General features: G+C 46.4%; 15 protein-coding genes. 6 read left to right on the top strand and 9 right to left on the bottom strand.

What is annotated here, in order from left to right; translation table 11 throughout:
• Nucleotides 1-75 precede the first annotated feature (75 nt).
• Nucleotides 76-1,020, bottom strand: a complete 945-nt coding sequence (locus FJ444_RS11015) for a lysylphosphatidylglycerol synthase domain-containing protein (protein ID WP_181405136.1) — start codon at nt 1,018-1,020, stop codon at nt 76-78.
• Nucleotides 1,021-1,572: 552 nt separating this feature from the next.
• Here FJ444_RS11015 and FJ444_RS11010 point away from each other — a divergent pair.
• From FJ444_RS11010 to FJ444_RS11000, 3 genes are all read left to right on the top strand, one after another.
• Nucleotides 1,573-2,793 (top strand): glycoside hydrolase family 2 TIM barrel-domain containing protein, encoded by a 1,221-nt coding sequence (locus tag FJ444_RS11010; RefSeq protein WP_255439132.1) that lies wholly within the window; start codon nt 1,573-1,575, stop codon nt 2,791-2,793.
• A 216-nt stretch (nt 2,794-3,009) separates the two neighbouring features.
• Nucleotides 3,010-4,653, top strand: a complete 1,644-nt coding sequence (locus FJ444_RS11005) for an alpha-N-arabinofuranosidase (protein WP_140958330.1) — start codon at nt 3,010-3,012, stop codon at nt 4,651-4,653.
• 156 nt (nt 4,654-4,809) lie between these two features.
• The gene (locus tag FJ444_RS11000; protein WP_140958329.1) at nt 4,810-5,937 is read left to right on the top strand and encodes an aldo/keto reductase; all 1,128 of its coding nucleotides are present in this window, start codon (nt 4,810-4,812) and stop codon (nt 5,935-5,937) included.
• Between the two features lie 63 nt (nt 5,938-6,000).
• Here the strand turns inward: FJ444_RS11000 and FJ444_RS10995 are convergent, their stop codons facing one another.
• Genes FJ444_RS10995 through FJ444_RS10980 form a run of 4 tightly spaced genes read right to left on the bottom strand, consistent with a single transcriptional unit; the run spans nt 6,001 to nt 10,572 of the window.
• Nucleotides 6,001-7,227, bottom strand: a complete 1,227-nt coding sequence (locus tag FJ444_RS10995) for an ABC transporter permease (RefSeq protein ID WP_140958328.1) — start codon at nt 7,225-7,227, stop codon at nt 6,001-6,003.
• 10 nt (nt 7,228-7,237) lie between these two features.
• The gene (locus tag FJ444_RS10990; protein WP_140958327.1) at nt 7,238-8,551 is read right to left on the bottom strand and encodes an ABC transporter permease; all 1,314 of its coding nucleotides are present in this window, start codon (nt 8,549-8,551) and stop codon (nt 7,238-7,240) included.
• An 18-nt stretch (nt 8,552-8,569) separates the two neighbouring features.
• Nucleotides 8,570-9,271 carry an ABC transporter ATP-binding protein gene (locus FJ444_RS10985; protein WP_140958326.1) on the bottom strand — a complete coding sequence of 234 codons (702 nt, stop codon included), beginning with the start codon at nt 9,269-9,271 and terminating at the stop codon, nt 8,570-8,572.
• A gap of 17 nt (nt 9,272-9,288) precedes the next feature.
• Nucleotides 9,289-10,572: an efflux RND transporter periplasmic adaptor subunit gene (locus tag FJ444_RS10980; protein ID WP_140958325.1), complete on the bottom strand. Its 1,284-nt coding sequence runs from the start codon at nt 10,570-10,572 to the stop codon at nt 9,289-9,291.
• A 510-nt stretch (nt 10,573-11,082) separates the two neighbouring features.
• Between FJ444_RS10980 and FJ444_RS10975 the strand changes: the two genes are divergently transcribed.
• Nucleotides 11,083-11,844 (top strand): IclR family transcriptional regulator, encoded by a 762-nt coding sequence (locus tag FJ444_RS10975; RefSeq protein ID WP_140958324.1) that lies wholly within the window; start codon nt 11,083-11,085, stop codon nt 11,842-11,844.
• 49 nt (nt 11,845-11,893) lie between these two features.
• Complete coding sequence (locus FJ444_RS10970; protein WP_140958323.1) at nt 11,894-13,414, top strand: sialate O-acetylesterase; 1,521 nt, start codon at nt 11,894-11,896, stop codon at nt 13,412-13,414.
• Between the two features lie 97 nt (nt 13,415-13,511).
• On the opposite strand, the gene FJ444_RS10965 is transcribed toward FJ444_RS10970, so the two are convergent.
• Nucleotides 13,512-14,780 carry a rhamnogalacturonan acetylesterase gene (locus FJ444_RS10965; RefSeq protein WP_140958322.1) on the bottom strand — a complete coding sequence of 423 codons (1,269 nt, stop codon included), beginning with the start codon at nt 14,778-14,780 and terminating at the stop codon, nt 13,512-13,514.
• A 117-nt stretch (nt 14,781-14,897) separates the two neighbouring features.
• Nucleotides 14,898-17,840 carry a TonB-dependent receptor gene (locus tag FJ444_RS10960; protein WP_140958321.1) on the bottom strand — a complete coding sequence of 981 codons (2,943 nt, stop codon included), beginning with the start codon at nt 17,838-17,840 and terminating at the stop codon, nt 14,898-14,900.
• 576 nt (nt 17,841-18,416) lie between these two features.
• On the opposite strand from FJ444_RS10960, the gene FJ444_RS10955 reads away from it, so the two are divergent.
• The gene (locus FJ444_RS10955) at nt 18,417-19,196 is read left to right on the top strand and encodes a sialate O-acetylesterase (RefSeq protein ID WP_181405134.1); all 780 of its coding nucleotides are present in this window, start codon (nt 18,417-18,419) and stop codon (nt 19,194-19,196) included.
• Between the two features lie 88 nt (nt 19,197-19,284).
• On the opposite strand, the gene FJ444_RS10950 is transcribed toward FJ444_RS10955, so the two are convergent.
• A complete protein-coding gene (locus FJ444_RS10950) occupies nt 19,285-21,255 on the bottom strand; it encodes a rhamnogalacturonan lyase domain-containing protein (protein ID WP_140958319.1) in 1,971 nt (656 codons plus the stop codon).
• 253 nt (nt 21,256-21,508) lie between these two features.
• Nucleotides 21,509-24,703 (bottom strand): TonB-dependent receptor, encoded by a 3,195-nt coding sequence (locus FJ444_RS10945; RefSeq protein WP_181405133.1) that lies wholly within the window; start codon nt 24,701-24,703, stop codon nt 21,509-21,511.
• Between the last annotated feature and the right edge of the window lie 232 nt (nt 24,704-24,935).

Below are 24,935 nucleotides of genomic sequence, written 5' to 3'. Positions count from 1 at the left end.
CAGTTTTGAAACAAAAACGTGAATATATGATGTCGCTTATATGAAGGAAAACTTAACGGAAGCTTAAGGCCGTCGTTATAGGTTTAGAGCGTTATGGTGTTTTTGTCTTCTGGCCACGAGCGCATGAATGAACATGATAGCTTTTGACAGGCAAGTCATTGCGATGGCTGATACAAGTAGAAAAATATGCAACTGTACTCCTGCTTCTAAAAGAGTGGCAGTCTCGACTTCGGAATGATAGCTTGCCAGTAAAAAGCCAGCCTCGAAAGTACCGCTCCCAGCAATCCCGTGAATAGGGAGTACAGAAGAAAGATCCGCGCCGACAATGGCAAGAATGATAATGTCCGGTGGCAGTGGGGAGAGAATCTCAACAAGATACATAAATGCAGCCAGTTTCCCCGCCCATTGTAAAAACGTTAGGAGAACGCCACACCAGAATACCCGACCTTGTAATGGTAGCTGCCTGAATGCGTGGGTAATTTTACTGATGTTGTTAAATCGTCTTTCCAAAATTGATAGCATGTAGATTGCGAACTGGCGAATTAATGGCGCAGTTATCAATAGGGTAAGCGCTATTAGTATAATCAGTGCCACCAAAGTATAGGAGTAGTTGTTGGCAAGAATGATCGCGGCGGTACACATAAGCGCCAATAAATCCAGTAAACGATATTGCAGCAAATGCACTGCACTACGGGCGATAGACTCGCGGAAGTGCCGGTGCATTAATATCGGAAATGCCAATTCTCCAGTGCGCATAGGTAATAGATTATTAAACAAATTATGGGTGTTGCAGACATGAAATAGCGCCGGGATATTACGATAAATTCTGAGACTCACCATTACTCGCGCGGTTCGAACCGACGCAGTGAAAAGCATCAAACACATCAGGTAAAGGAAATCCTGCAAGGTCATTACACCAAATTGCTTTATTACCTGGTGCCAGCCAATAGCAAATTCCACGGCAACCAGCGTGCAAATTAAAAGGATAACTGAGATCCCCAAGGAGAATACTTTTTTCAATCGCATTCCAGCAGTCACGTCATTGTCAGATATTATTCTTCGGATTTGCGACAGAACAAAGACAATCGGATTACTGTTTGAGGCCAGAACGTAAGCATCAGTTATACTTAACGATTTTAAATAAAAGCCCACGCATTAGGTAAACTAAATAGTGAAGCCGATTATCTTCCGTTCAGGCTTTGTCATCACGGTACGTTGAACACATTGGCACATCGTTATCAAAAACGAATATGCAATGGTTTGCGTAGATTTAGTGAGAATCCCTCAGGTGATACTTGCACCTTCATTTTGCTAAATCAAAGTAGCGTTTGAGTATTAAAAATAAATATGAAAAAAAACTGTTGAATAAAATGTAAACAAAACAGTATAGTAAGTGCATGGAAGCGCGTACATTCACTGGTGGTACAGTGTGTAAAACGACGCTCACAGGTTTTGCAGCTAATACAAGGACAGTGGGGGAGAGCAATCATCGCTACAATAAGGACGCTGCTACTCATTCTTTTAATGCAATGCATTGCATTATCTTCGGCCCGGGCAAATACCACTAGCCCGGTGTCATTATCTCCAGTTAAATCAGAGCTGATTGCAACCAGCAATGGCTATGTAATTCATCGCGACGGTAAGCCTTATTTTATCAAAGGGGCTGGCGGCAGAAGTAATCTGGCATTGCTTGCGCAAAGCGGCGGTAACTCCATTCGCACCTGGGGTACAGACAACGCCAAAGCAGTCTTAGATGAAGCGCATAAACACGGTTTAACTGTGATGCTGGGTTTGCGTATTGGTCATGAGCGTCACGGGTTCGACTACAACGACGAAGACGCGGTGGCAAAGCAAAAAGCCTGGGTGAAAACGCAAATTCTGGCCTTTAAGGATCACCCTGCATTATTGGCGTGGGGTATTGGCAACGAAGTCGATTTATTCTATTCCAACACCAAGGTGTGGTTTGCGGTTCAAGACATCGCAGCCATGATCAAAGCACTGGACCCAAATCATTTAATTACCACGGTTACCGCCGGCATGGATAAAACCAAGCTCGATCTTATTCTGGAGCGTGTGCCCGATATTGATTATCTGAGTATCAACATTTACGGCGGTTTGGAAACCTTGCCCAAAGCGTTACTGGATATGGGATATAGTGGCCCGTACGTGGTAACAGAATGGGGGCCAACGGGCCATTGGCAGGTACCAAAAACCGATTGGGATGTACCTATTGAACAAACCAGTACTCAAAAAGCCCAGTCTTATCGGGAGCGTTATGCGGCTGGTGTGTTAGCCGCACCGGGAAGAGCATTAGGTTCTTATGCATTCCTGTGGGGGCAGAAGCAGGAAACCACGCCAACCTGGTACGGTGTATTTACCGAAGCGGGTTACCCCAATGAAGTGGTCGATGCGCTGCATTATAACTGGCAGGGTACGTGGCCTTCGGTGAGAGCGCCTTATATCAAATCGTTTACGTTGAATGGTAAGGTGGCCCTGAACAATATTCATGTAAAACCCGGTGAGCCGCTTCACGTGAATCTGGCGGTGGGCGAGTATCAGGCCGACGGTTACACTATTCGTTGGGAAGTGTTACCGGAGAGCACCGATATTAAAGCTGGCGGCGATCCGGAATCCCGTCCACAGCCTGTTCCAGGGCTGGTAGTAAGGGATAATCACACCGGAAATATGACGCTCAATGCACCGCAAAAGCCCGGTGGCTATCGCTTGTTCGCCTACGTTCTGGGTAGCAGTGGCAAAGTGGCTAATGCGAATATTCCGTTCTACGTGGATTAGTGTTGCTGATTCGCTTTCCTCAGCTCACATAGATGTTCATCACTGACTTTATGCTTATTTGATCACAACAAGTTATAGCCTGTGGCTATGCTTTGTCGAAAATTCCCTATTTTACTTTATTGAAACGCTTTATTAACGTCTGCTTGAACATTAATCACACTCAAATCACAGGGTGAATACCTTGCCGAGAGCGCGTTAGTAGAGAAGGAATAGGGTATGGGGTTAGGTAAAAGCAGCCTGCCAAATCAAAAATCAATCGCAATTCTGTTATTTAATCTTGCCTGCTTGTGCTGGGCGTGTGTTGTGCAGGCCAATACGCAACTTGACATTCTCTCGGATACTACGGGTCCTGTTATAAATCGAGATATTTTTGGTCAGTTTTCAGAGCATATTGGTGAAGGAATATATGGCGGTATTTGGGTAGGTCGTGACTCATCAATTGCCAATGTAAATGGTATCCGTTCTGACGTAGTGAATGCACTGCGGGAATTAAATGTTCCGGTATTGCGTTGGCCTGGCGGGTGTTTTGCCGACCAGTATCATTGGCGCGATGGGATTGGCGCTGCTTCTGAACGTGTTTCAAGAATTAACGGATGGGGCAATGTAATAGAAACTAATCAGTTTGGTTCTGACGAATTTATGGAATTGGCTAAACAGATTGGTAGCGAGGCATATATCTCTGTAAATGTTGGTTCAGGCTCGGTAGCGGAAGCAGCGGACTGGCTTGAATATTTAACCGCTGATATACCAACAACATTAGTGAATGCCAGGGAGAAAAATGGTCATCCCGAACCCTATCGGGTGAAATATCTTGGGTTGGGAAACGAAGCCTGGGGGTGCGGCGGTGCAATGTCTGCAGAGGAGTATTTCGCCCGGCTGAAACCTTACAGTGTTCTGGCACTGAACCATCATCCTCAACAACGATTTTCCGGGATAGATTTGTTGTTTAATCATAGCGCTCAGAATCCCGATGCCATGATCCGTGTAGCTGCTGGTCCTAATGATAACGATGTGGCTTTTACCGAATCACTCATGCGTGCCTGGGCCGCTGCACCGGGTTACTTACACGTGTTTGATGCGATGTCACTTCATCATTACACCATGAGTCGTGGCCCGATGTCTGATTCTTCCATCGATTTTTCAGTTTCCGAGTACCTGAAATTTATGCACATGGCCTACCAAATGGACGATATTCTTCAGCGCCATATCGACATTATGGACAAATACGATCCGAAGAAGCAAGTTGCCCTGGTAGTTGATGAGTGGGGTAACTGGCTAAAACCCGAACTATCAGAAAATCCCATGTTTTTAAAACAACAGAACAGCCTGAGGGATGCGCTCACTGCGGCAATAACCTTGAATACGTTTATGCGCAAAGCAGACAGGGTGAAGATGGCAAATATTGCCCAAATGGTGAATGTGATCCAATCGATGATTCTTACCCGTGGTAAAGAGATGGTGCTAACACCCACGTATTACCTTTATAAGATGTACAAGCCTTTTCAGGGGGCAACCCTGATCCCGCTCGCTCCGCAAACAGAATCGTTTTCGATGGAGGGCGTTACATTGCCTCGAATTGATACTGTGTTGGCAAGAGATACAGAAGACAATTTGTGGTTGTCTGTGGTGAATCTGCACCCACATGCATCTACCGCTATTACCTTGCCTGAAATCTTGTTGGTTACTCAGGCTAAGGGGTATGTACTAACGGCAGACAACGTTAATGCCTTCAATACATTCAATGATTCCAATCAGGTTGTAATGGCGCCAGTCCAGTTTTCAGCGGCCAATAAAGAAGCTTTGCTGCTGACCTTGCCAGCGAAATCGGTTTCGGTGTTCAAATTAGTGACGGGCAGGTAGTTAAATATTGAATAAAAGCATGCGTGATTAATAAATTTCATTCATAAACTCATGGTGTTTTATTCACTACTGCTTGATGCGTTCGCCCCGTAATATTGAGTAACAACACTATTTGTTAGCTGCTCAGCAGTAACTACTCATGCGGGGAGAACGTAAATGGAAAACAAACCCAACACGGTACCTGAGAGAAGACAGTTTATCCGCAATATTGCTATTGCGGGTACGGGTATCGCAGCGTCGCTTGCCAGTGCATCTGCCGTTGCAGGCTATCAGTCGGCACCGGGTTGTTCCACTGCCGTGGTAGGCAACAACACCCGTAAGCTTGGCGAGTTAACGGTATCGCCAATTGGTCTGGGTTGCATGAGTATGTCCAGCGGCAGTTATAACCCGCCGCGTAGTGCAAAAGACATGGTGCCGGTGATTCGCGGAGCAGTAGAGCGTGGCGTAACATTTTTTGATACCGCCGAAGTGTATGGCCCATTTACTAATGAAGAGATCGTTGGTGAAGCACTGCAACCGGTGAGAAATGACGTAGTGCTCGCCAGTAAATTCGGCTTTAAGTTTGAAAACGGCCAGCGGGCAGGGCGTGACTCGCGTCCTGACGCTATTCGCACCGCAGTAGAAGGTATGTTGAAGCGCCTTCGCACAGACCGCATTGATTTATTGTACCTCCACCGAGTCGACCCGAATGTGCCGGTGGAAGAGGTTGCTGGTGCGGTAGGGGAATTAATTAAAGAAGGTAAAGCCCGCTATTTTGGACTGTCGGAAGTGTCGCCAACCACATTGCGCAAGGCCCATGCAGAGTATCCGGTTACCGCGGTTCAAAGTGAATATTCCATTATGGAACGCTCAGTGGAGAATCAGGTGCTGGCAACTTGTGAAGAACTGGGGATTGGGTTTGTGCCATGGGGTTCGGTGTGCCGGGGCTTCTTGGCCGACAAATTCGACGAGTACAGCCGTTTCAGTGAGCCATCGCGCTTCGTATCAGTGCCGTATTTCACGCCGGAGGCCATTGAAAAGAACATGGCAATACTCAATCTGGTGCGAGAGTGGGGGGCAGAACGAGGTATGTCGCCTGTGCAGTTTGCCATTGCCTGGTTGTTGTCGGTAAAGCCCTTTATTGTACCCATCCCAGGCACCACCAAATTGCATCATCTGGAGGAAGATATTGGGGCAATTCACACGCGGTTTTCAGACAGTGAAATGACCATGTTCCGCAAGCAATTTGAACAATTGGACTTAATGGGATTCCGCGCAAAAGATGCGGCGTTAACCGACAAGTAGAGCAGGTTAAACAAACAGCCAACCAGCTTTGGCTGTTTGCGTTTATCAAATGAGTAAAGCTATTTACACCGTGCGTGTGGCAATAGCGGGTGGTGTGGCTGCGGCTTTTAGCGCAGGCCCCAGTACCGCTAACTGACCCACTACAAATAGCACCGCCATGCCCGCCGGAATGTAATACCAATCCAGTGCCGTCATCGCAAACCATTCAATCAGCAGCATATTTAAACCAATTGTCATTGCTACACCCAACAGAATGCCGGTGGTACTGATGATCACATTTTCCAGCATAAAGTAGCGCACGATGGCCTGTTTGCTCGCTCCCAGTGCACGACGGGTACCAATTTGCTTGCGGCGGCGGTTAACATTAAAGCTGGTTAAACCCACAATCCCCATAGCGGTAATAAGCGTTAGCAGCACCATTACGGTAGACAGGATTTTAATCATGGCACTGTGCTGACGATAGCTTTGCTCACGGGTTTGGGTAACCGTAGTTACATTGCGAATAAGGCGATTCCCGTAGGCATTAGCCAGGGTGTTTTCCAGCTCTGCCATTAAACGGTCGCGTTGGCCCGGTTCGGTGCGAATAAAGTAACGGGTAGACTCAGTTACCATTTTTTCTGGCGACAGCATGGCGTTTTCCAATTCGCTCCAGCCTATCCAGGGCGCTTGCAGCTTATCTACAATGCCGGTAACAATAACAGGCTCATCCTCACCAATGTAAACGGTTTTGCCTACTACGCTTTGCCATGGAATGTCGGGAAACAACTTTTCTGCCAGCGCCTTGGTGATCATGGCTTTATCCGGCCAGTCTGGTTGATTGCGTTCCCGCCAGCGTATATCGGTAGACGCAAAGTTGTCGCCAGCAACCACTTCTAAATCAAGGGCGTCGATACCGTGGGTGTCTACAAAATAGACGGCGGTGCTCACATCGTCCTGATCATCCCCTGGCTCGGTAGTGAGGCTCATCGACCAGCCCCCGCCGCTGATGGGAATAGCATTAATCTGAATGGCATCCACTACCCCAGGTGTATTGCGGATCACATCCAGATCCTGATCAATAATGCGTTTGGGTTCAAAGTCTTTGCCAAAGCCGGTGCTGGTTAAGTAAAAGCTGTTGGCTTCATCAATACCGCTTTCGCGCTGCATTAATCCCTGACGCTCCACAATAATAAATATCGCGTTCACCACTATGGTCATGGTTAATGCGATTTGCAGCGCGATTAACACGGCCCCCACTTTGTTACGCAGTAGCGCGCGGCAAATAGGGCCAAACTCTAAATTGGTTTTCATCACGGGCTCCTTATTGGGTCTTCAACTGGCTGGCAGGCGGTATGCTGCACACGCGCCAGGCGGGGTAACATCCGGCAAGCACACTGGCCGCAATGGATATACCAAACGACAGCACCACCATCGTGGTATCCAGGTGCACTAATTCGCTGATGAAGTCGCCGTACAAGGATTCAATGGCTTCCAGCCCCAAGGACGCCAGTGCTAAGCCGAATACGCCACCGATTAAACCGATCAACGCAGTTTCGGTAATGTACTGTGCGAAAATCGCGCTTTTGGTAGCGCCAATCGCACGGCGTAAGGCCACGTCAGCATTGCGGGTGGCGAACTTGGAGAGCAACAAACCAACGGTATTGAGAATGCAAACAAACAAAAACAGGAAGGCCATGTACATCATGATTTGCGCGTCGTCGGCCACCACTTCTTCGGTTTCCATCCATGTCATCACGTCAGATAAACGGTTGTTGTGAGGGCGGGGGAAACGGCCTAACGCTTTTTGCTCGTCTACATACGCGTTGAGGAAGGTCATGTAAGCGTCGCGGTCAGCATCGGTGGGTAACTCAACCCACATCTGATAGTTAACACATTCCGACATCAGGAAGGCTTCAAACCCTTCGCCTTCAGGGGACTTCCAGCAGTTGGTATTACCGCCATTCGACAGCTGCATTACCTGCTTCATGTAAAACGGAATAAACACTTCTTCGGTTTCGCTGAACGCGCCGGTGGTAACATCATAGAAGCGCGGTACCAGCACCCATTCGTCAAGCACGCCTACCACGGTAAAAATTTCACCCGCGATAGTAAGGGGTTTACCCACGGAGTTCTCACCACCGAATACGCGGTCGTTGGTTTCTTTGCTGATCACGGCTACTTGTTTGCGTGCAACATCATCGCTGTACTGCCAGCCGCTACCGTATAGAAACGGTGCATTGAACATGGGGAAAAAGTCAGCAAAGTTCAGGCGTAAGCTGGCCATAAAGGGTTTTACATTCGGATCATCCGGCTGCACTACGCCGCCTGTACTGGCCATCGCCGACTGACGATATGCCTGTTGTGCCTGCATCAGGTTGGTGGCGTCGGTCCAGGTTAACTGGTCGGGCGGCTCGTTGGGCTCCCGGGCAGCAAAGTGCGGGCTCCAGCTATCCAGCTGAACGTAGTAAAGCTGGTCACTTTTTTCCGGGATAGGGTTTGCCGACATCAGGTAATTTACCGTGATGGTGGTCATGCAGGCTCCGATACCCAGCGCAATGGCCAGCATCATTAACCCGCTGAGCCAGGGCGTGCGCTTAATGCTCTTACTGGCCAGTTTTAAATAGTAATAAAACATAATGGTGTCCTGAGCTGGCTATTGGTTGCTGGCCAGTGCCATGGGCACCAGGGTTTCGTGTTTGCTTATTTGTCCGTCGCGAACAAATACATTTTTGCCGGTTTGCATAGCCAGTTCCGGATCGTGGGTAACCATGACGATGGTGGTGCCTTGCTGGTTAATTTCCTGCAGCAATGCCATTACACTTTTTGCCATCTGGCTGTCCAGGTTCCCGGTTGGCTCGTCAGCCAATAAAAAACGTGGCTCACCGGCTAACGCGCGGGCTATGGCAACGCGCTGTTGTTGTCCGCCCGAAAGTTGTGCGGGTAAATGCTTCATACGGTTGGCCAAGCCTACACGTTCCAGGCTTTGAGTAATGCGCTTGTGGCGCTCTTGTTTGCTAAAACCGCGATAGCGCAAAGGCACATCTACGTTGTCGTAAAGGTTCAAGTCCGGGATCAGGTTGAAACTTTGAAAGATAAAGCCGATTTTTTCGTTGCGAAGCTGGCTGCGCTGACGATCAGACAGGTTACTTACGTCAGTTCCGTCCAGCAGGTATTGGCCACTTGTGTAGGTTTCCAGTAGACCCGCAATGTTCAAAAAGGTGGTTTTGCCTGAGCCAGACGGGCCGGTTACTGACACAAAGTCACCTTCGTCAATGGTGAGATTAAAGTCGCGCAGTGCAGTGGTTTCCACTAAATCGGTGCGAAAAACCTTGTTGATATTGTTCATTGATAGCATGTTGGTTCCCTGTCGTTTTATTGTGTAATCAGAACGGTTTCGGCGTTGTTGAACTGCGCAATGCCCGAAACAATAATGGTGTCGTGCTCACTAAGGCCCGAGGTAATTTCAACCGCAGCCAGGCTCCTGGCACCGGTGGCGATAGGGGTGCGATAGGCGATGTTGTCGCGCACCACATAGGCAACCCGGCCACCGCCGTTATCCAGAAACTGACCGCGTTGTACCATCAGCACATTGGGTTTGTTTTCCATCAGAATACGGGTGGTGAGTCGTTGGTTTTGGCGCAGGCCAACCGGCGAGGCATCGCTGCCGTCGGCGGTAAAGCGCACGCGACCGGTTACCTGATTGTTTTCAATTTCAGGGGAAATGGTAACCAGCTTGGCCGGATACATCTGGCCGTTAACGTTCACCTGAGCCTGCATGCCAAGGGCTAAATCATCGGCGTAGCTTTCCGGAATGCCCACTTCCAGTTCAAATTCACTCAGGTCTACCACGCTTAAAATGGCCTGGTTTTTGGCAACCTGATTTTTCTGTTCAACGGCAAGATTCCCAACAATCCCATTCACTGGCGAGCGCAATTCAAGCGAGTCTACCTGACGCTGCAATTCGGCAACTTTGAGTTCCTGGCGGGTAAGCTGATGCTCTTTACTTTTAATTTCAAACAGCAGGCTTTCTTTGTTGAGTTCGGCATCGCTCATAGCGTGCTGGTGGACTAGCTCGGCATTGCGCAGGTCGTCCTGGGCCTTTTCAAAGTCGATATTGCTGATGGTTTTGGTTTCATAAGCTTTGTCGGCCCGACGCTTTTCCCGCGATGCAGCAGTAAGGGTAATGTTGGCAAGATCCACGGCTTTCTGGTCGTCGAGCATGGCTTTCTTGGCCTGGATACGTTGGCGCGACAAGGCGGTGTGTAACTCTTCAAGCGCAGCGTTTTCTTGTTCCAACTGATTGGTTAAATCGGGGCTGTCGATGGTAGCCAGTACCTGACCTTTGGCTACTTCATCACCGGCTTCAACGGTAAAGGTAATGGTGCCCTGAGCGGGGCTATACAGGCGAGGGCTTACTGCCGCCACCACGCGTCCTTCAATAGACAGGTCACGCACCAGATCGCCATAAGCCACACTGGCGAGTCGCAGACGGGCAGCGGAAACTGACGCGTCTGATGCCTGCCAGCTTGACACTGCCGGTACCACGTAAAACAGCAACAAGCCTACGGCAGCTGCCCCAGCCAATGCGTACCACTTAAGTGGCCGGGATTTTTTTTGAATGATGGTGTCCTGACCGCTGGTATCGGCGATGTTCATGAACAGGTTTCCTTTTCAAGGTTGAATACCTGCTAAGTCGAGGACAAATCCGGAAAAGTTTAAATGAAGTTAAAAATTTCATTCACTGCGTCTAGATGCACATATCGGCATATTATCTTTAATTGGTCAGGCCGGTGTCTGGGGTAGCTAGAGGTGCTTATTTTGGCTTTTAAGCATGCGAGTACCGATAGCATTGGTCAAAATAAAAACGACATCCTGTACCACTTTTTCAAAATAATTTTATATTATCTTATTGAAAAACATTTGCTTTTTGTTGGTGAGTTAATGTTGTGATTTGCTATTTATACTGAGACGAATTAAAAATTGTTGGGACACGTAACGTCATTCATCACTAATACTTGTTTCACTATTGAACTTTTCGGTGGGATTTAGCGGTTTCCCGAATGGTTTTTACATCGATTATTTGACTCAAAAAAATAAATTGGTAATTTGGCCTTACCGTATTACCGGTTTGTGTGACCGTGTTTTCGCTTATCGCGGAGGTAAATAATGAGCAATTACGTTATTCCCAGTTTGAACAGTGCTTGTGAAATATTGCGATTGATTGTTGAATCACCTAAAACACTATCGCGAGACCAAATCGCGGAAATACTGACGATTCCCCGCTCAAGTACATACCGGATTTTACAAACGCTAAAGTGTGCTGAGATGGTGGTTTACCGGAACCGGAAATACTATCCGGGCCCCGGGTTGTATACACTGAGTTTAAAGCTCAACTCTACTGATCGGCTTAGACCAATTTGTTTACCTGTACTAAACAATCTGGTGAAGAGTACCGGGTTTACGGCACATATTGCTGTACCAAGCGGTTTCCGATCCCTGTTGATCGAAGTCGTTGACGGTCAGCATGCCTCAAATAAGGCCTCTCGGGCAGGGACTACCGCCCCGGCACACGTGTCTGCAACGGGTAAGGTTTTTCTGGCTTATCTTTGGAATGATGAGCTCGATATCGTAAATGCAGAAACGGGCTTTTCCCGATTCACCGCTCGCACACATACCACTATGGACGAAGTTAGACATGAAGTTCAATGTACATTAAAGCGAGGCTACGGCGTTGATGACCGTGAATTTGATGACGGGACGCGGTGTCTTGCTGTCCCCGTATTTAACGCAAGCGCAACGGTAGCTGCCGCAATAGGTGTAACAGCCCCAGCCGGACTGTTTTCAAAAGATGACATACCTGAAGTTGCCGCTATTATTAAAAAGCACGCTCAGCATTGCTACATGCTGCTTAAAGGCGAGATGTCATGAGCACAGCGCTCGCTTTACACGTTTACCTGTATGAGAACGGCATGCTCAGATGGAATTAAATAAATCGCTAACGGCATTATCAAAGCTGACTTGTTCTTTGATCGCTTTTGGGTTTTTCGCGATTTTTAATGCACATGCTGAAGTAAGTGTAGCCAATATATTCACCGACAATATGGTGCTTCAACGCGATCAAAGGGTACCTGTGTGGGGCAATGCTTCGCCTGGCAAAGTGATTAAAGTTCGATTTGCTGGCCAGACAGTAACCGGGACAGCAGATGAAGATGGGCATTGGGTTGTCGAACTTAGTCCTATTAGTGCTTCATTTGAAGCCAGAGACTTAATCATCGAGGGCGATAGCCAATTGCGCCTGCAAAACGTGCTTGTAGGCGAGGTTTGGTTGGGCGCTGGTCAGTCAAATATGGCGATGGCCGTTGGAGTAAAAACTGCGGGAGCCCATGCTGTTGCAGGACAGGACCGTCAATTGGCGATTGATCTCGAAAAAGGCGGAAACGGTGCTATTCGTCTGTTCAAGGTGAAGAAAAATAGCAACACGTCTGATGTGATTAGCGACGGGTGGCAGCCAGCTAATAATGGCGTTGTAATATCGCCATTTTCTGCATTGGGTTTTATATTTGCCCAAGCATTGCAAAGAGAACTGACAGTGCCGGTTGGAATTATTCAATCCGCCAGAGGCGGAACAAGAATTGAGCTGTGGACACCTCCTGAGGCGTACCAGCAATCTTCACTTTTTAATCGGCCTCCGGCTTCTGATGAGTCCTTCACTGTAGACGGTATTGTGCCCGGTACTTTGTACAATGGCATGGTAAAACCACTTGCACCTTTCGCAATTAAAGGTGTTTTGTGGTATCAGGGCGAGTCGAACATTATTGCCAACAATGATGGTCTTCGTTATGCGGATAAGTTTGAGATTTTGATAAACAGCTGGCGGCAAACCTGGCACCAGCCGAATTTGCCTTTTTACTTCGTACAGCTTGCACCATTCCTGTATTCAGAACGAAAAAAAGAGGGGGAGGTGTATCATGCTCCCACAGAGTTACCCAGGTTATGGCGTGCTCAGGAAATGGTGCTTGAACGGGTAGAAAACACCGCAATGGTGCCTACAATCGATCTTGTCACTGACTTGAAGAACATTCATCCGATGCAAAAGCGCCCCATTGCCGAGCGACTTGCTTTCACTGCCCTGAGTCATTTATACCGAACAGACCCAGGTGTACCTGCATCACCAAGAGTTAGTCACATCAATATTGAACGCTGGGTAGTAAGAGTGACCTTTGATAAGGTTACTGGTAGGTTGCATACTGCAGATGGACAATCACCGGATAGCTTTGAAATTGCCGGAGAAGATGGTCACTTTGTGCCAGCTAAAGCTGAAATCATCGGCCCAGCGTCGGTGTTAGTATGGAGTGGTGTCGTTGATCATCCAAAAAAAATTCGGTTTGCGTGGTCGGAAACCGCCAGGCCAAATCTTATCGATGGTAATGGCTGGCCTGCCTATCCATTTTGTAGCGCCGAAATGGCGGCATGCGACAATGTAATGGCCCGGCAGTAAAAATACATCGTTGGCTAGCTGAAACCCGTATTCCCTCAAAGTAAACACCGACACGTTTGTGTGAACGGTCGGTATTTTATGTGCATTCTGAAGCAGGTTAATTTCCTTCCGGTGTCGCCGTTGATAAAACGAAGCTGGCCGGAATAGTGGTCGTTGCTGGGTCATCCGGGTGAGACGGTGAATAATTGCCATATTCCGGGCGTAAGTGCTGCGCAAGTCCTGGGATCTGGACTCGTATACCTTCTGCTATGCATTTTGCAAGCTGAAGTGCACCGTAGGCGTTGTGATGTGTATTGTCTTTTAACTGCTTAGGCTGGTCAGGGTATGTATTAGAAGGATAGTGAACAAACGCTTTGGTAGATGCAACTTCCCCCATAGCGTTATAAAATGCCAGACTCATTGCGTGTAAATCAATCACAGAGACATTTAGTGCTTTTCCAACACGCCGCACTGCATCGGCATACTCAGAAAGTGTTTCACCTGGTTCACCATTTTTCCACCTGCGACGCTCCATTGGCGTTATCAATACAGGTATGGCTGATTTGTCTCTTGTCGCATTCACGTATTCAATCAGTTCGCTGGTATACGTGGTATAGGGGCCGGCCTCGTTTCTTTTGTCTTTTTGATCGTTGTGACCAAATTGAATGAACAGATAATCACCAGGTTGAATTGTGCTAAGGATTTTGTCAAAACGATGCTCGTCGAGGAAGCTAAATAACGCTCTGCCAGATTCCGCATGATTCGCTATCGATATATTCTGGTTGAATAAACTGGGTAGCATCTGACCCCAGCCTGCATAAGGTTCCGAGCGCTGATCGGCAACCGTAGAATCACCGGCAATGTAAAGGGTTGTTACCTTACTTGCGGGTTCTATTTCAATGGCGGTAAGGCCGGATGTGTCAGGTAAAAACTCTAATGTTAGCAATTCATCCCAATGCGCGATGAGTGTAGGTGTGGTCTCCCAGTTATTGAGTGTTACTTTACCACCGGATGCAATGTGCGGTTGTCGAACATTCACCGTAAAGGAACGTATTTTACTGCTGTTGTATCCTGTGGTGGTAAGCATAACCCGACGGGATTCTGCTTTTACCGTCATGGCGTTTGCTGCGTCGGGCGAGTCGTAAATGAGCTTAACACTGTAGTTGCCCTCTGGTACCGCAACGCCGAAGTGATTTTCCGAGTTGTTCATCCACCCGTATCCGCTAGCGGCTGAAAAGGATTGAAGCGGATCCAATGCCTGGTAGTTGGCAGGAATATCCGGCGTTGATAATGTAAACCGATGTGCATTTTGCGTCTTACCTGCGAAAGTGCTGGTAAGCAATAACGAGCCAAAATACATAAGCGTGATCGAGATCGTTTTATTCACAATCTACTCCTACTGAGTTGTTTAAACGCCATTGACACTCCTCCCAGACAAATAAGGCCTGCTAGCGCAGGCCTTGACTTAGAGTAGAGAACAAGGTTTAGGAATGTGTAATCAGGATTACATTTTGTATGTAACACCAATAGAAAAGTCTCTGCCGTAGTAACGGCGTTCATAAATACCTGCGTTGGTTCCGCCAATATAGTCGCGGCCCTCTTTGGTCAGGTTGCGTGCGTCAAAGTAGTATTTAAAATCCGAGCCTTCGGGTTGATACGTAATTTTACCGTCTAGGAAGCCTGCAGAGTCAACGTAATATGGATTGCCTCTGCTATCGCTGATTGCATCCAGATAGCTGCTTCTGTAGTTATAAGCCAGTTTAATATTCCACTCTTTGGTTGAATAATACACACTGAAGTTATACGTGTTTTTCGACATGTCGATGAGATCTAATTCTTCTTCTGAAATCTCACTGTAAATACCAGTGTTGTCGGCAGTTGTATGTGTGTAGTTCGCATTCATACCAATATTATTGAATGGTTCTGGCAGCATGCTGAAGAAGGTTGCAACAGATAACTCATAACCCTGTGTGTTCACACCGGTTGAATTGGCCGGTGCTCTGACCTCGAATAAATTACCATCACCAAAGTAATCAACGTCTGGTACCGGAGCCTGGCTACCTGAGAGAATGTAAGTATCCAGGTTCTTCTTAAACAACGCGGCTGACAACATGGTGTCTTCGTTGGGATACCAGTTGATCGCAAGGTCGAGTTGCTTGGCTGTATACGGATTCAGGTATGGGTTGCCTCCTGTACAGCTACTTGGATTACCATTTTCGATGGACTCAGAATCTAACCGCAGCCTGCATTCTGCCGCAATATTTAAATCCTTGGCCTTAGGGTGAGCCATTACCTTGGATGCGCCAGCATACAGAATTAATTCGTCAGGCATCAATTCCAGATTTACGTTAATACTTGGAAGTACTTCACTGTAATCGTTAGATACCGTTCTGGTGCCTTCGAAAGCCTGTGGATGATCTTCGTCGATAAACGCATTGCCGTCTTCGTCATCCACCGAGACTGAAACAGTTGCTGTGCCTGTGGTATCCACATCTGTTTGAACATACCGAACACCAGCATTACCCCATAACAGGAAACCACCCACTTCGGTTTCAAAGTCACCCTGAACATACACTGCCTGGGTTGCCATCTTTACATCAAAAATAGAGCGAAGGTCATCAATAGCCAGATCGTCTTCCGTAAAGCCACCAAGCGCGATGAAGTCACGTTTAAAGGTTGAAACATTGATTGTATTCCAACTGGAAAGCGTTTCGACACCAGGGTTAAAGTCGCGGAAAAATTCAGGCGTACGCATATAATTGTCGGCAAGCAATTGTGCATTTTGCTCAGCAGTTACGTCAGAACCGTTAAATAAGCGCAGATCATTGTCGTAACGAGCGTAATCCTGATTTTCAACGCTATAGCGTAATCCTGTTTTGATATTAGTTAGGAATTTTCCGGTCATAGGCATAACAAAATCAACCTGTGCTAACGATTCGTCACCAGAACTGTCTATGTCAGTCATGTTTAAGCGCGTGTAGCGGTTAGTTTCCGTGACGGGATTGTTGAACGCAATATCGGGTCTTCCTGACGAAGTATAATCAACACCAGTGCTTAGGTTTTCCTCGGTAATGATTGGCAAGCCATTTTCAGCAAACTCCATTAACATGCCGCGAATACGGTAGCCGAATGCCTGTGTATCGGTTTGGTCAATACTCTGCTTTTCTTTGCTGTAGCCAAATGTGCCGGTAAGTGTGAAGCGATCGTGTTGATATTCGAAGCCAGCGTCAATAACAGAATTCTTTTGTGACCAGTCCACATCTACTGCGCGGTTAACAATCGCGAAGCTACCAGCAGTCTCTACAGACTGGATACGGTGATTTTCATAGAATGTCCATGTATTGGCGTCAACCATTGCATCTCTGACTTCCTGCAACTGATAGTTTTGGTCATTCTGGACGAAATCACGTTCGTTATAGGTAAAACCAGCATGAGCCGATAATGCGTCATTGATGCGATACTGAATCATGCTGTTTGCACTGATACGGTTTTCATCGCGTTGCCAGATACTCGCCCGGGGAATACGGTTTTTTGGGTCGTACCATTGCATCTCACAAGTAGCATTACCGTCACAGCCTTCTACGGCAGTGATATCGGCATAGTTGGGGTTAATAAAGGTCTTTTCCAGCGACCCATCTATGTCGGATTCGAAATTAAACGCGGTATTTCGAAGCGCATGGAAAGCAGTATTCTTATCGCCAGCGGTAACATTGACGAGAATACCAAGGTCATCTGAAAACTTGTGTACGCCTATCAGGTTAAATTTCTGGTTGTGTTTATCTGTTAAGGTATTGAACTGATTTTCTGCGTTAAGGCTTAAATAATCCTTTTTAAAGTCGTTTGGCTTGCGAGTAGTGATTTTGATTGTGCCGCCAATACCGCCTTCGGTAAGCCTTGCTTCGGAGCCCTTAATAACATCCAATGCACTCACTAATTCCGACGCCATACTGCGGAAGTCGTTACTACGGCCGCTGGTTGCGAATGGGTCCGATGCGCCTACCGAGCTGATGCCGTTAATTTCAACCCGCGTCAATTCGGGCTCCACACCACGGATACTCACGCCACCACCTTCACCAAACTCACGATCGAGCTGTATACCAGTGACTCGGGAGAGTGCTTCTGCAATGTTTTTGTCGGGGAAGTCACCAATGTCTTCTGCAACAATCGAGTCTGCCATAGTTGAAGCCAATTTCTTTCTGTCGATTGCACTTCGTTGACTGGCTCTAACGCCGGTAACAACGATTTTTTCAACGATTTCGCTGCTATCCTTTGTTGCTTCATCCTGCGTGGGCTGGGCTTCTTGTGCAAAGGCGGCCGAGGTGACGATTATGCCGAGGGATAACCCGGAGTGAATAACCGTTTTAATGGTTTTTGATAACAGTGATGGCTTAAATTGATTCTTCGACATTGTATCCATACATTCTTGCAATTTATTAATAGTTTTCATTGTGACAGTTTCCAAGGACTAGTTTTTTAATGTGTTAGCACCTAGCTAATACTGCTCAAGTAGCAAGGCCAATTCGCTTACTGAAACAGACAAGATATGTATTTAAATGTGACTGGTTTTGACTGTTTTTGTAAATCGATGGTTAAAAAATATTTTAGCTTTTAACGTTCGTCAAACATGTTTTCAAAGTTGGCTCATATATGAGCCGGATTGTCACTGGAAGTGAAAAGTGTTTCAAATAAGCACTAATTAGGGCATTCGTAGGCAAATAAGAATGTAAATTGAAATGCCGCGGATGCTTTAGGAGCTGATGCTTACTTTGATATCTGAGTTGCTTAAGTGAATTTCAATATTGATGTTATTCGCAATTTCGCTCAATTTCAGTCATTTTGATTATTGCATTAGTAATTGGTCAGGCTATTGGGTATGTGCTAATTGGAAAGTTTACTGAGAATAGGGAATTCGTTCGAAAAGTTCGTATGCTGACCAAATGAGAAGGAGTAATAGTCTAATATCGGCATCATTGTTTTCGTTGCTACAAAGCAACAACCTTCGCCAGACTCTATGGATGTCACTATGAAATATTTAAAATTGAGTACTGTTATTGCCCTATTCTCGTTGTTGAATGCTTGTTCTGTTCAGTATGGGCAGGACCGACAACAAATGGATATTTATATATTAATGGGCCAATCCAATATGGTTGGCAGGGATACTGCTACGTTGAGCTTACAAGTTGATGACAACCGTATACTTGCACTTAACGAGCAGGATTTTTGGCAGGTTGCCAGAGATCCTATCCATAAAAAGACAGGCAGAACTGAACCAGGTATTGGCCCGGGAATTCCATTTGCCAGAACAATGTTGGATTTGGGTAATTCTGCGCCTATTGGACTGGTGCCCACAGCGGTAGGCGGATCGTCGCTTCGACGATGGGTAAAAGGAGGCGGTTTATATGTTGCTGCGTTAGAGAGGATTAGGCAGGCTGGTAAACATGGACGAATAAAAGGTGTGTTGTGGCATCAAGGGGAATCGGACAGCGACAAGCAAATAAACGCTGAAACGCACGGTACAAGACTCACAGGCATGTTTAAGGATTTACGAGCCGATTTGGGGATGCCCGAATTGCCGATTGTTGTGGGTGAAATGGGGTATTTTCTTGAGCCTGAGAAATTTCCGTTTGCCAGCGAGGTGAGAAACGCCCTTCGCACTGCTGCGGAAGCCCTTCAGTGTGTTAAATTTGTTGATGCCAAGGGACTGGATCATAAGGGTGATCAATTACATTTTTCGGCATCGTCAACGGTTGAGTTGGGTGAGCGATTTGCAAGAGCGATGTTCACTATGCAATGCGGTGAGTAAAAGCCAAAGCCCAGTAATGCATAACTGCGTATAGGTGGGCTCTGACAGATATAACTAAGATATTGGTAAAATCACTTGCTATAAATGTTTAGAAAACATCACACTTGGTATTACTTGCGCTACTGCCATCTGTTAAATCAGAGCTAATCGACACCACTTTAAATCCAAAAGTGACATCACTTGTAGAGAACTTCTTTGAAATAAATGTGGCGATGCCATATTCGTCGGTGGTGACACTTTGCTTTTCATTAAAGGTGCCGGAAAATCTACCGGAAACCACCGCGTTTGCTATAGGGGTTCCAAAGTTGTCTGTTATTGTTACCACCGCTTTGCCGAAGCGTTTCATGGCCATTAATGAAAAGTGTTTCCCATTCTGGTTAATAGCGTTATCGCTCTCGGCACCTCTGCTTGCATGTTGATCAATAATACTAATTTCTATGGATGCAACCTTGGCTGTATCCGGAACCGGTGATTCAGGCGTTGCTTCAACATAATCTGTGAGTGCTGAGGTCTGTCCGTTTTCAACAGACGTGGAGACCTTGTAGAAATAAGTTACCCCATTTATCACGTTCGTATCGGAATAAGATGTTGTAGTGATGTGTTGAGCTAAAACAGTATAAACTCCTTGTGGATCTGTACTACGATAAACACTGTACCCTGAAAAATAAGGTTCGTTGCTATGGAGCCAGCTTAAGTGTATTTCTGCATTTGCTGGGATAGCCGATAAGCCCTGTGGTGCCGATGGCGCAGTTTCGAATGCGCCTAAATCGGGAGCAGCACCGTTGTAAGACAAACCCGTGTCGGCGCCTGCGTTGATAAGATCACTGCCGGGTGCGAGTTTGGCAAACGTGATGTCCGGTAAGTCGCCATTAGGCTGTCGTTGCTGGGTCAATTGACTTTCATCCAACGAGATGAAATCGTCTTCGGACACGGTAACATCCAGATCAAAGTAATTGTTCGCCAGATCATTTTCAGAAGATGGACCAAGATTTACTACTTCATTACTGGCACCAAATCCCAGATTATTGCGCATATAATGCGCATAGCCAGGCACGTCGGTGGCGTTATCGGCCAGTGTTGAAAGTAAATTATAGTTGTTGTAATTGCGTATTGCAGTGTTGCTAACCCAATCCTGACCATCGATATGGTGATTAGCATAAAATCCGCTGGCTTTATTGCCTACCGCTAAACTCTTGTATATTGCATGTCTTGGAACAGGAACCGGGTAATCTACTTTACCATCTCTGCCATACCCGCCAAGCTTAAAACCATTGCCGTCGCCCAGCTTGGTGAAGTCAGTGTCAAAACCATTGTAAAATGCCCAGCTGTTTTCAATAGTAACAGCAGTGCCTGCACTGATAAGGTCAAACCCATCATCACTGTTAAACCAGGCACGGCACCCCTTGAGGATGTTGCCGGAACTAGCCGAATCCGGATGGACACCAAAACCGTCGATATTGCCGTGAGAGTAGTTATTCAGCCCTTTATTTCTGTACGCATCGACATTGATTACCTGATTGTCACTGCCGCTAGCGAGGTACCAGCCAATCGCCATGTTGTCGTATATTTCCAGTCTTTCAAATAGGTTTCTGTCCCCGTTTACTACACGGATCGCTGTAGACTGAGTGCGTTTGTAATCGATGGTGATTTGTACCCCGGTGATATGGAATCCTTCAAACGTATTGTCATCGCCAGATACCAGAAATGCGACAACACGGCGGTCGACTGGTTTAACACCAGTAAAATCAAATATGGGAGTTTCGCCGTTATAGGCAATGTAACGAATGCCGTTTTCTTTTATCTCATTGACATAAGCGCGGCTTGAGTCAGTGCGGGATATATCGTCATTGTCGAGGTAGTACGTTCCCCCCCGAATATACACAGTATCACCGGCGTCGGCTAAATCCTGTGCTCGCATTAATGTTTCCAGCGGCGAGTCAATGGAACCGGAATTGCTGTCATTACCTGTCGGGGACACGTAATAATCTGCTGCTTCAGCGAGCAAACTGACGCTGCTGAGCACACATAAAGTGGTGAAGCTTAAAAGAGTTTTTTTCATTTTGACCTCAATTTATAGTTTTTTAATTGGCCTTACCACTTGGCCATGTTTAAAATTTGTAAATCAAGAATGGATTGATGAAAAGTGAAATGAGTGAATAACAGCAAAAACTTTAATGAAATGTTAATATTTGGAACTGTGGCGCATAGTAAACACAAAAAAGCACTGCCAGGGCGAACCCTGAACAGTGCAATCACAATGAACCGTTTTTATTCGGATAATAGTAGAACGTTATTTACATTACCGGGTGCGATTAAAACGCGCCACGTAAGCCTAACGTAAAGGTACGGCCGCTGTAGTAAGCTGCGTTTTTACGCGACTTCCCGTCTCCGTATAGTCCGGCTGGGTTGGGGTAATACTGGTATTCCAGCGCATCGCTTAAGTTGGTTGCTTCAAAACGCAATTCCACGTCCTCGCTCACTTTGTAGCCTATGCTGGCGTCCAGGTAGCCAATACTGGCCTGTACGCGGTTTAGGTCGTTTCCACGGTTGAGCGGATCAACGTATTTTTCACTCTTGAAGGCATAGGATACTCTTAACGCAATGGGACCATCTTCATAGTAGGTTGCCAGTGTGTAGCCGTATTTAGGAACCGTCGGGATATTGTAAACATCACCGTTGTTGGCTACCCAGTTGGCAGATTTGGTGTCTACATTGGTATAACTTGCAATGGTGCCTAAATTGTTGAAAGGAGCAGGTAAAAACGTGAAGTTTTGCTGATAGGCAATTTCAAACCCACTCAGTTTTTGTTCTGCGCCGTTTTCGTAGCTGTTTAATACAATGTCCAGATTGGGTGGGATCTTGCCGGTGTTAGGATCAATAAAAATAGGCCCTAATGCCGTTTCTGGTAATTTTAAAGACTCAAACGTTACCAGAGTACTACTTTCAACGGGCTGATCCTGAATTGTCTTCCAGAATAAGCCAGCAGAAAGTAATCCGCCTTCAGAAAAATACCAGCTTAATGACACATCTTTAGACAGTGATTCTTCAGGGGTAAGATCCGGGTTACCTGCTGTGGCCACGGCTTTAAATGGATCGGCAATAAGCACGTTAGCTGCAATTCTGTTTAACCCTACGCGGGTGATGGTTTTGCCAATCGCGGCGCGTAATTCCAGCTCATCGGTGAGGTCATAGGCCATATTCACAGAAGGCAACACAGTTGAGTATCCACCCGATGTGACATTTGGAATGTAAGTATTACCATCAAGCGTATAGTTGTTTGCTGTTACATCTGTATCAGACAGGCGAACTCCCAGATTGGCCTTAAAAGCACGGTCAAATATGTCGGTACGAAGATCGGTTTGAATGAATACAGACGATACTTTTTCTTCTGCCTCAAACGAGCTGTTAAAGTCGATATCGGTTTGTGATAACGCCTGGTAAGGCATGAAGAATGACTCTATGGTGTTGCGTGAATAGCTTGACCAGGTCGTTGGGAAACCTTCGCCCGCTTTCTGCGCAAATGGACTGATTGGCATGCTGTTGTCCATTAACCCCACCAGTTCAGATAAACTCATGTCGTTGAAAGATTTACCATTCGACAAAATCTGTGATTTTGCAGCTGATGTGCCGTTTTTGCTGGTACTTGTTTTCGTTGAGGTGGCCTGGCTGACACCAAACTTAACATTGCCATACCAATCACCCGCATCAAAATTCCATTGCACCTGAAGCGACGCCAGTACGTCTTCGTCTTTCTCATTATTTTGCAGGAAACCGATATCTACCATGTTGTTCCACGCGGTTGGATCGGTGAAATCACGGTCATAGGTGAGAACCGGATAAACAGTATTCTGTGAAGAATCGATAACGGAAGTTACGCCATCGGCAATATTGAACACTTTATTGCGGTATAGCTCTGCTTTGCTTTGAGACCGTGTTAGCTGACCTTTTATCGTAATATCCTCATTCAGGAAATACTGACCGCGTAAGTTAACGCTGTAAAAATCGGTCTGGCTATCGTAGGGAAAGCTCTCTGCAAAATAGGTAGTGTTGCCAAATGTGCCGAACAGGTTGTTATTTTCGTCTATAAACACATCCATTGGCACAATACCAGGCACACCATTCTGGCCCGAATTGCGAATAGCAACTCCGAACGTATACTCGTCGCGTTGGTCGGTGAGGTTAGCTAGCAAGGTGTCCAGGCTAACTTCAAAATCGTCTCCCATGTATTGTAGTGAAATAACAGAGGATAATCTTTCGCGCGTGTTTTCAGATGCGTATGCGCGGTGAAAACGGGGTAAAAAGGCATTGTCGACCTGCTCCTGGGTAAGGTCTCCCAGGTTAACTCTTGGATCATCGTAATCGATGTTAAACCTGAAGGTGCCTTTTCTTTCCTTGCCTAACGCGTTGGTGTTGTATTGCCCGGTGGTTTCGTATCCTGAGCGGGTATTCACGCTGCTGGCATAAGCAATGCCAAATAGGGCACCAAAATTATCCCAGGTGTTGCTGTACAGCGCAGACAATTTCGGGTTAAACGACTCCGAAGCATCGTTGTAGCCTGCACTAACCGAATATCGGCCAGTTTCTTCACCTTTGCCATCGAAAGGGCGAGGTGTTTGCAGATCAACTGTGCCACCAATTCCGCCTTCTGTTAGTTCCGCCATGCTGCTCTTATAGACGTTTACCTGGCCAAATAACTCGGAAGGGAATACATCGTAGTTAAAATCGCGGGTGGATGTGCCCACATTCATGCTGGACGTGGTATGAACCGGAGCGCCATTGATGGTGGTAACCGCATAAGATGAATCCAGACCGCGAATCGTAATTCGGTTGCCTTCATTGCTGGCACCATCGCGCTCAAGGTAAACACCCGGGATGCGCTGTAGTGATTCGGCAATATTTGCATCGGGAAATTTACCAATATCTTCAGCCACAACGGCATCTACCATGGCTGTATTTTCTTTCTTAATGGAGATGGATTTGGCTAGACTTTGTCGGATCCCTCTTACTTCAATGGTTTCAACAACAGTGGCTGCCTGTTCCTGGGTGTCTGCTGATTCAACGTCTTGTGCTGTTACGCCAATACTGATGGCGCTCAATGCGGTTGCAATGAGTCCTTTTTTAAATTGTGATTCTTTCATGTCTTCTGCTTCATTTCCGGGAGCGTTATTGAGGAGAATCAGCTGTTTTTTATTGTTGATATGCGCAACAAGCGGCGTATTAGCTAACAACAATTCGAGTGCTTTGCTCGGCGAGTAAAACCCGGAAACCGGATTTGTTTTTACCCCCGACACCGAAGAGAGTGCCAAACCAAAAGTAACATCTGCTTGTACTGCATATAACAACAATGTTTGTGCTGCGTCTCCGCCCGCAATGTCAAATTTACGGTGCTCATCGTAAAGTGCTGCTGATGATTGCCCGTAGCTGTATGGGATCTGTCCACACAGCACGACACTGCACACAACAATGGCTAACTGCCGTTGTGTAGGAAGTAAACGAGTCAAATTCAAAAAAATACGTACAAACATTTTACAAATTTTTAATTTTTTATTACTTTTATTTTGATTTAAATATCTTAATTTTATTATTTATCAGTGTTTTGCTTTAATTTCATATTGTTCATAAATAATCAAAATTAATCACAAGGGTAAGTCCTTCTGGGGTATGTTTGCCGTAAATGGCACGTAAATCAAGAACTGTTAACGTTCTGGTAACAAAATGCGTGTGGGTGTAGATTTTTTT

This window comes from Aestuariibacter sp. GS-14, from assembly GCF_006494365.1.
Taxonomy (GTDB): domain Bacteria; phylum Pseudomonadota; class Gammaproteobacteria; order Enterobacterales; family Alteromonadaceae; genus Alteromonas; species Alteromonas mangrovi.
Note: the sequence above shows the minus strand (reverse complement) of the source record. Positions and strands in the feature narration are given on the sequence as shown.

What these genes read in the sequence shown, in the direction of transcription:
- FJ444_RS11005 (WP_140958330.1), top strand. Translation starts at nt 3,010, where the DNA reads ATGGGGTTAGGTAAAAGCAGCCTGCCAAATCAAAAATCAATCGCAATT.
- FJ444_RS11000 (WP_140958329.1), top strand. Translation starts at nt 4,810, where the DNA reads ATGGAAAACAAACCCAACACGGTACCTGAGAGAAGACAGTTTATCCGC.
- FJ444_RS10995 (WP_140958328.1), bottom strand. Translation starts at nt 7,227, where the DNA reads ATGAAAACCAATTTAGAGTTTGGCCCTATTTGCCGCGCGCTACTGCGT.
- FJ444_RS10990 (WP_140958327.1), bottom strand. Translation starts at nt 8,551, where the DNA reads ATGTTTTATTACTATTTAAAACTGGCCAGTAAGAGCATTAAGCGCACG.
- FJ444_RS10985 (WP_140958326.1), bottom strand. Translation starts at nt 9,271, where the DNA reads ATGCTATCAATGAACAATATCAACAAGGTTTTTCGCACCGATTTAGTG.
- FJ444_RS10980 (WP_140958325.1), bottom strand. Translation starts at nt 10,572, where the DNA reads ATGAACATCGCCGATACCAGCGGTCAGGACACCATCATTCAAAAAAAA.
- FJ444_RS10975 (WP_140958324.1), top strand. Translation starts at nt 11,083, where the DNA reads ATGAGCAATTACGTTATTCCCAGTTTGAACAGTGCTTGTGAAATATTG.
- FJ444_RS10970 (WP_140958323.1), top strand. Translation starts at nt 11,894, where the DNA reads ATGGAATTAAATAAATCGCTAACGGCATTATCAAAGCTGACTTGTTCT.
- FJ444_RS10960 (WP_140958321.1), bottom strand. Translation starts at nt 17,840, where the DNA reads ATGAAAACTATTAATAAATTGCAAGAATGTATGGATACAATGTCGAAG.
- FJ444_RS10955 (WP_181405134.1), top strand. Translation starts at nt 18,417, where the DNA reads ATGAAATATTTAAAATTGAGTACTGTTATTGCCCTATTCTCGTTGTTG.
- FJ444_RS10950 (WP_140958319.1), bottom strand. Translation starts at nt 21,255, where the DNA reads ATGAAAAAAACTCTTTTAAGCTTCACCACTTTATGTGTGCTCAGCAGC.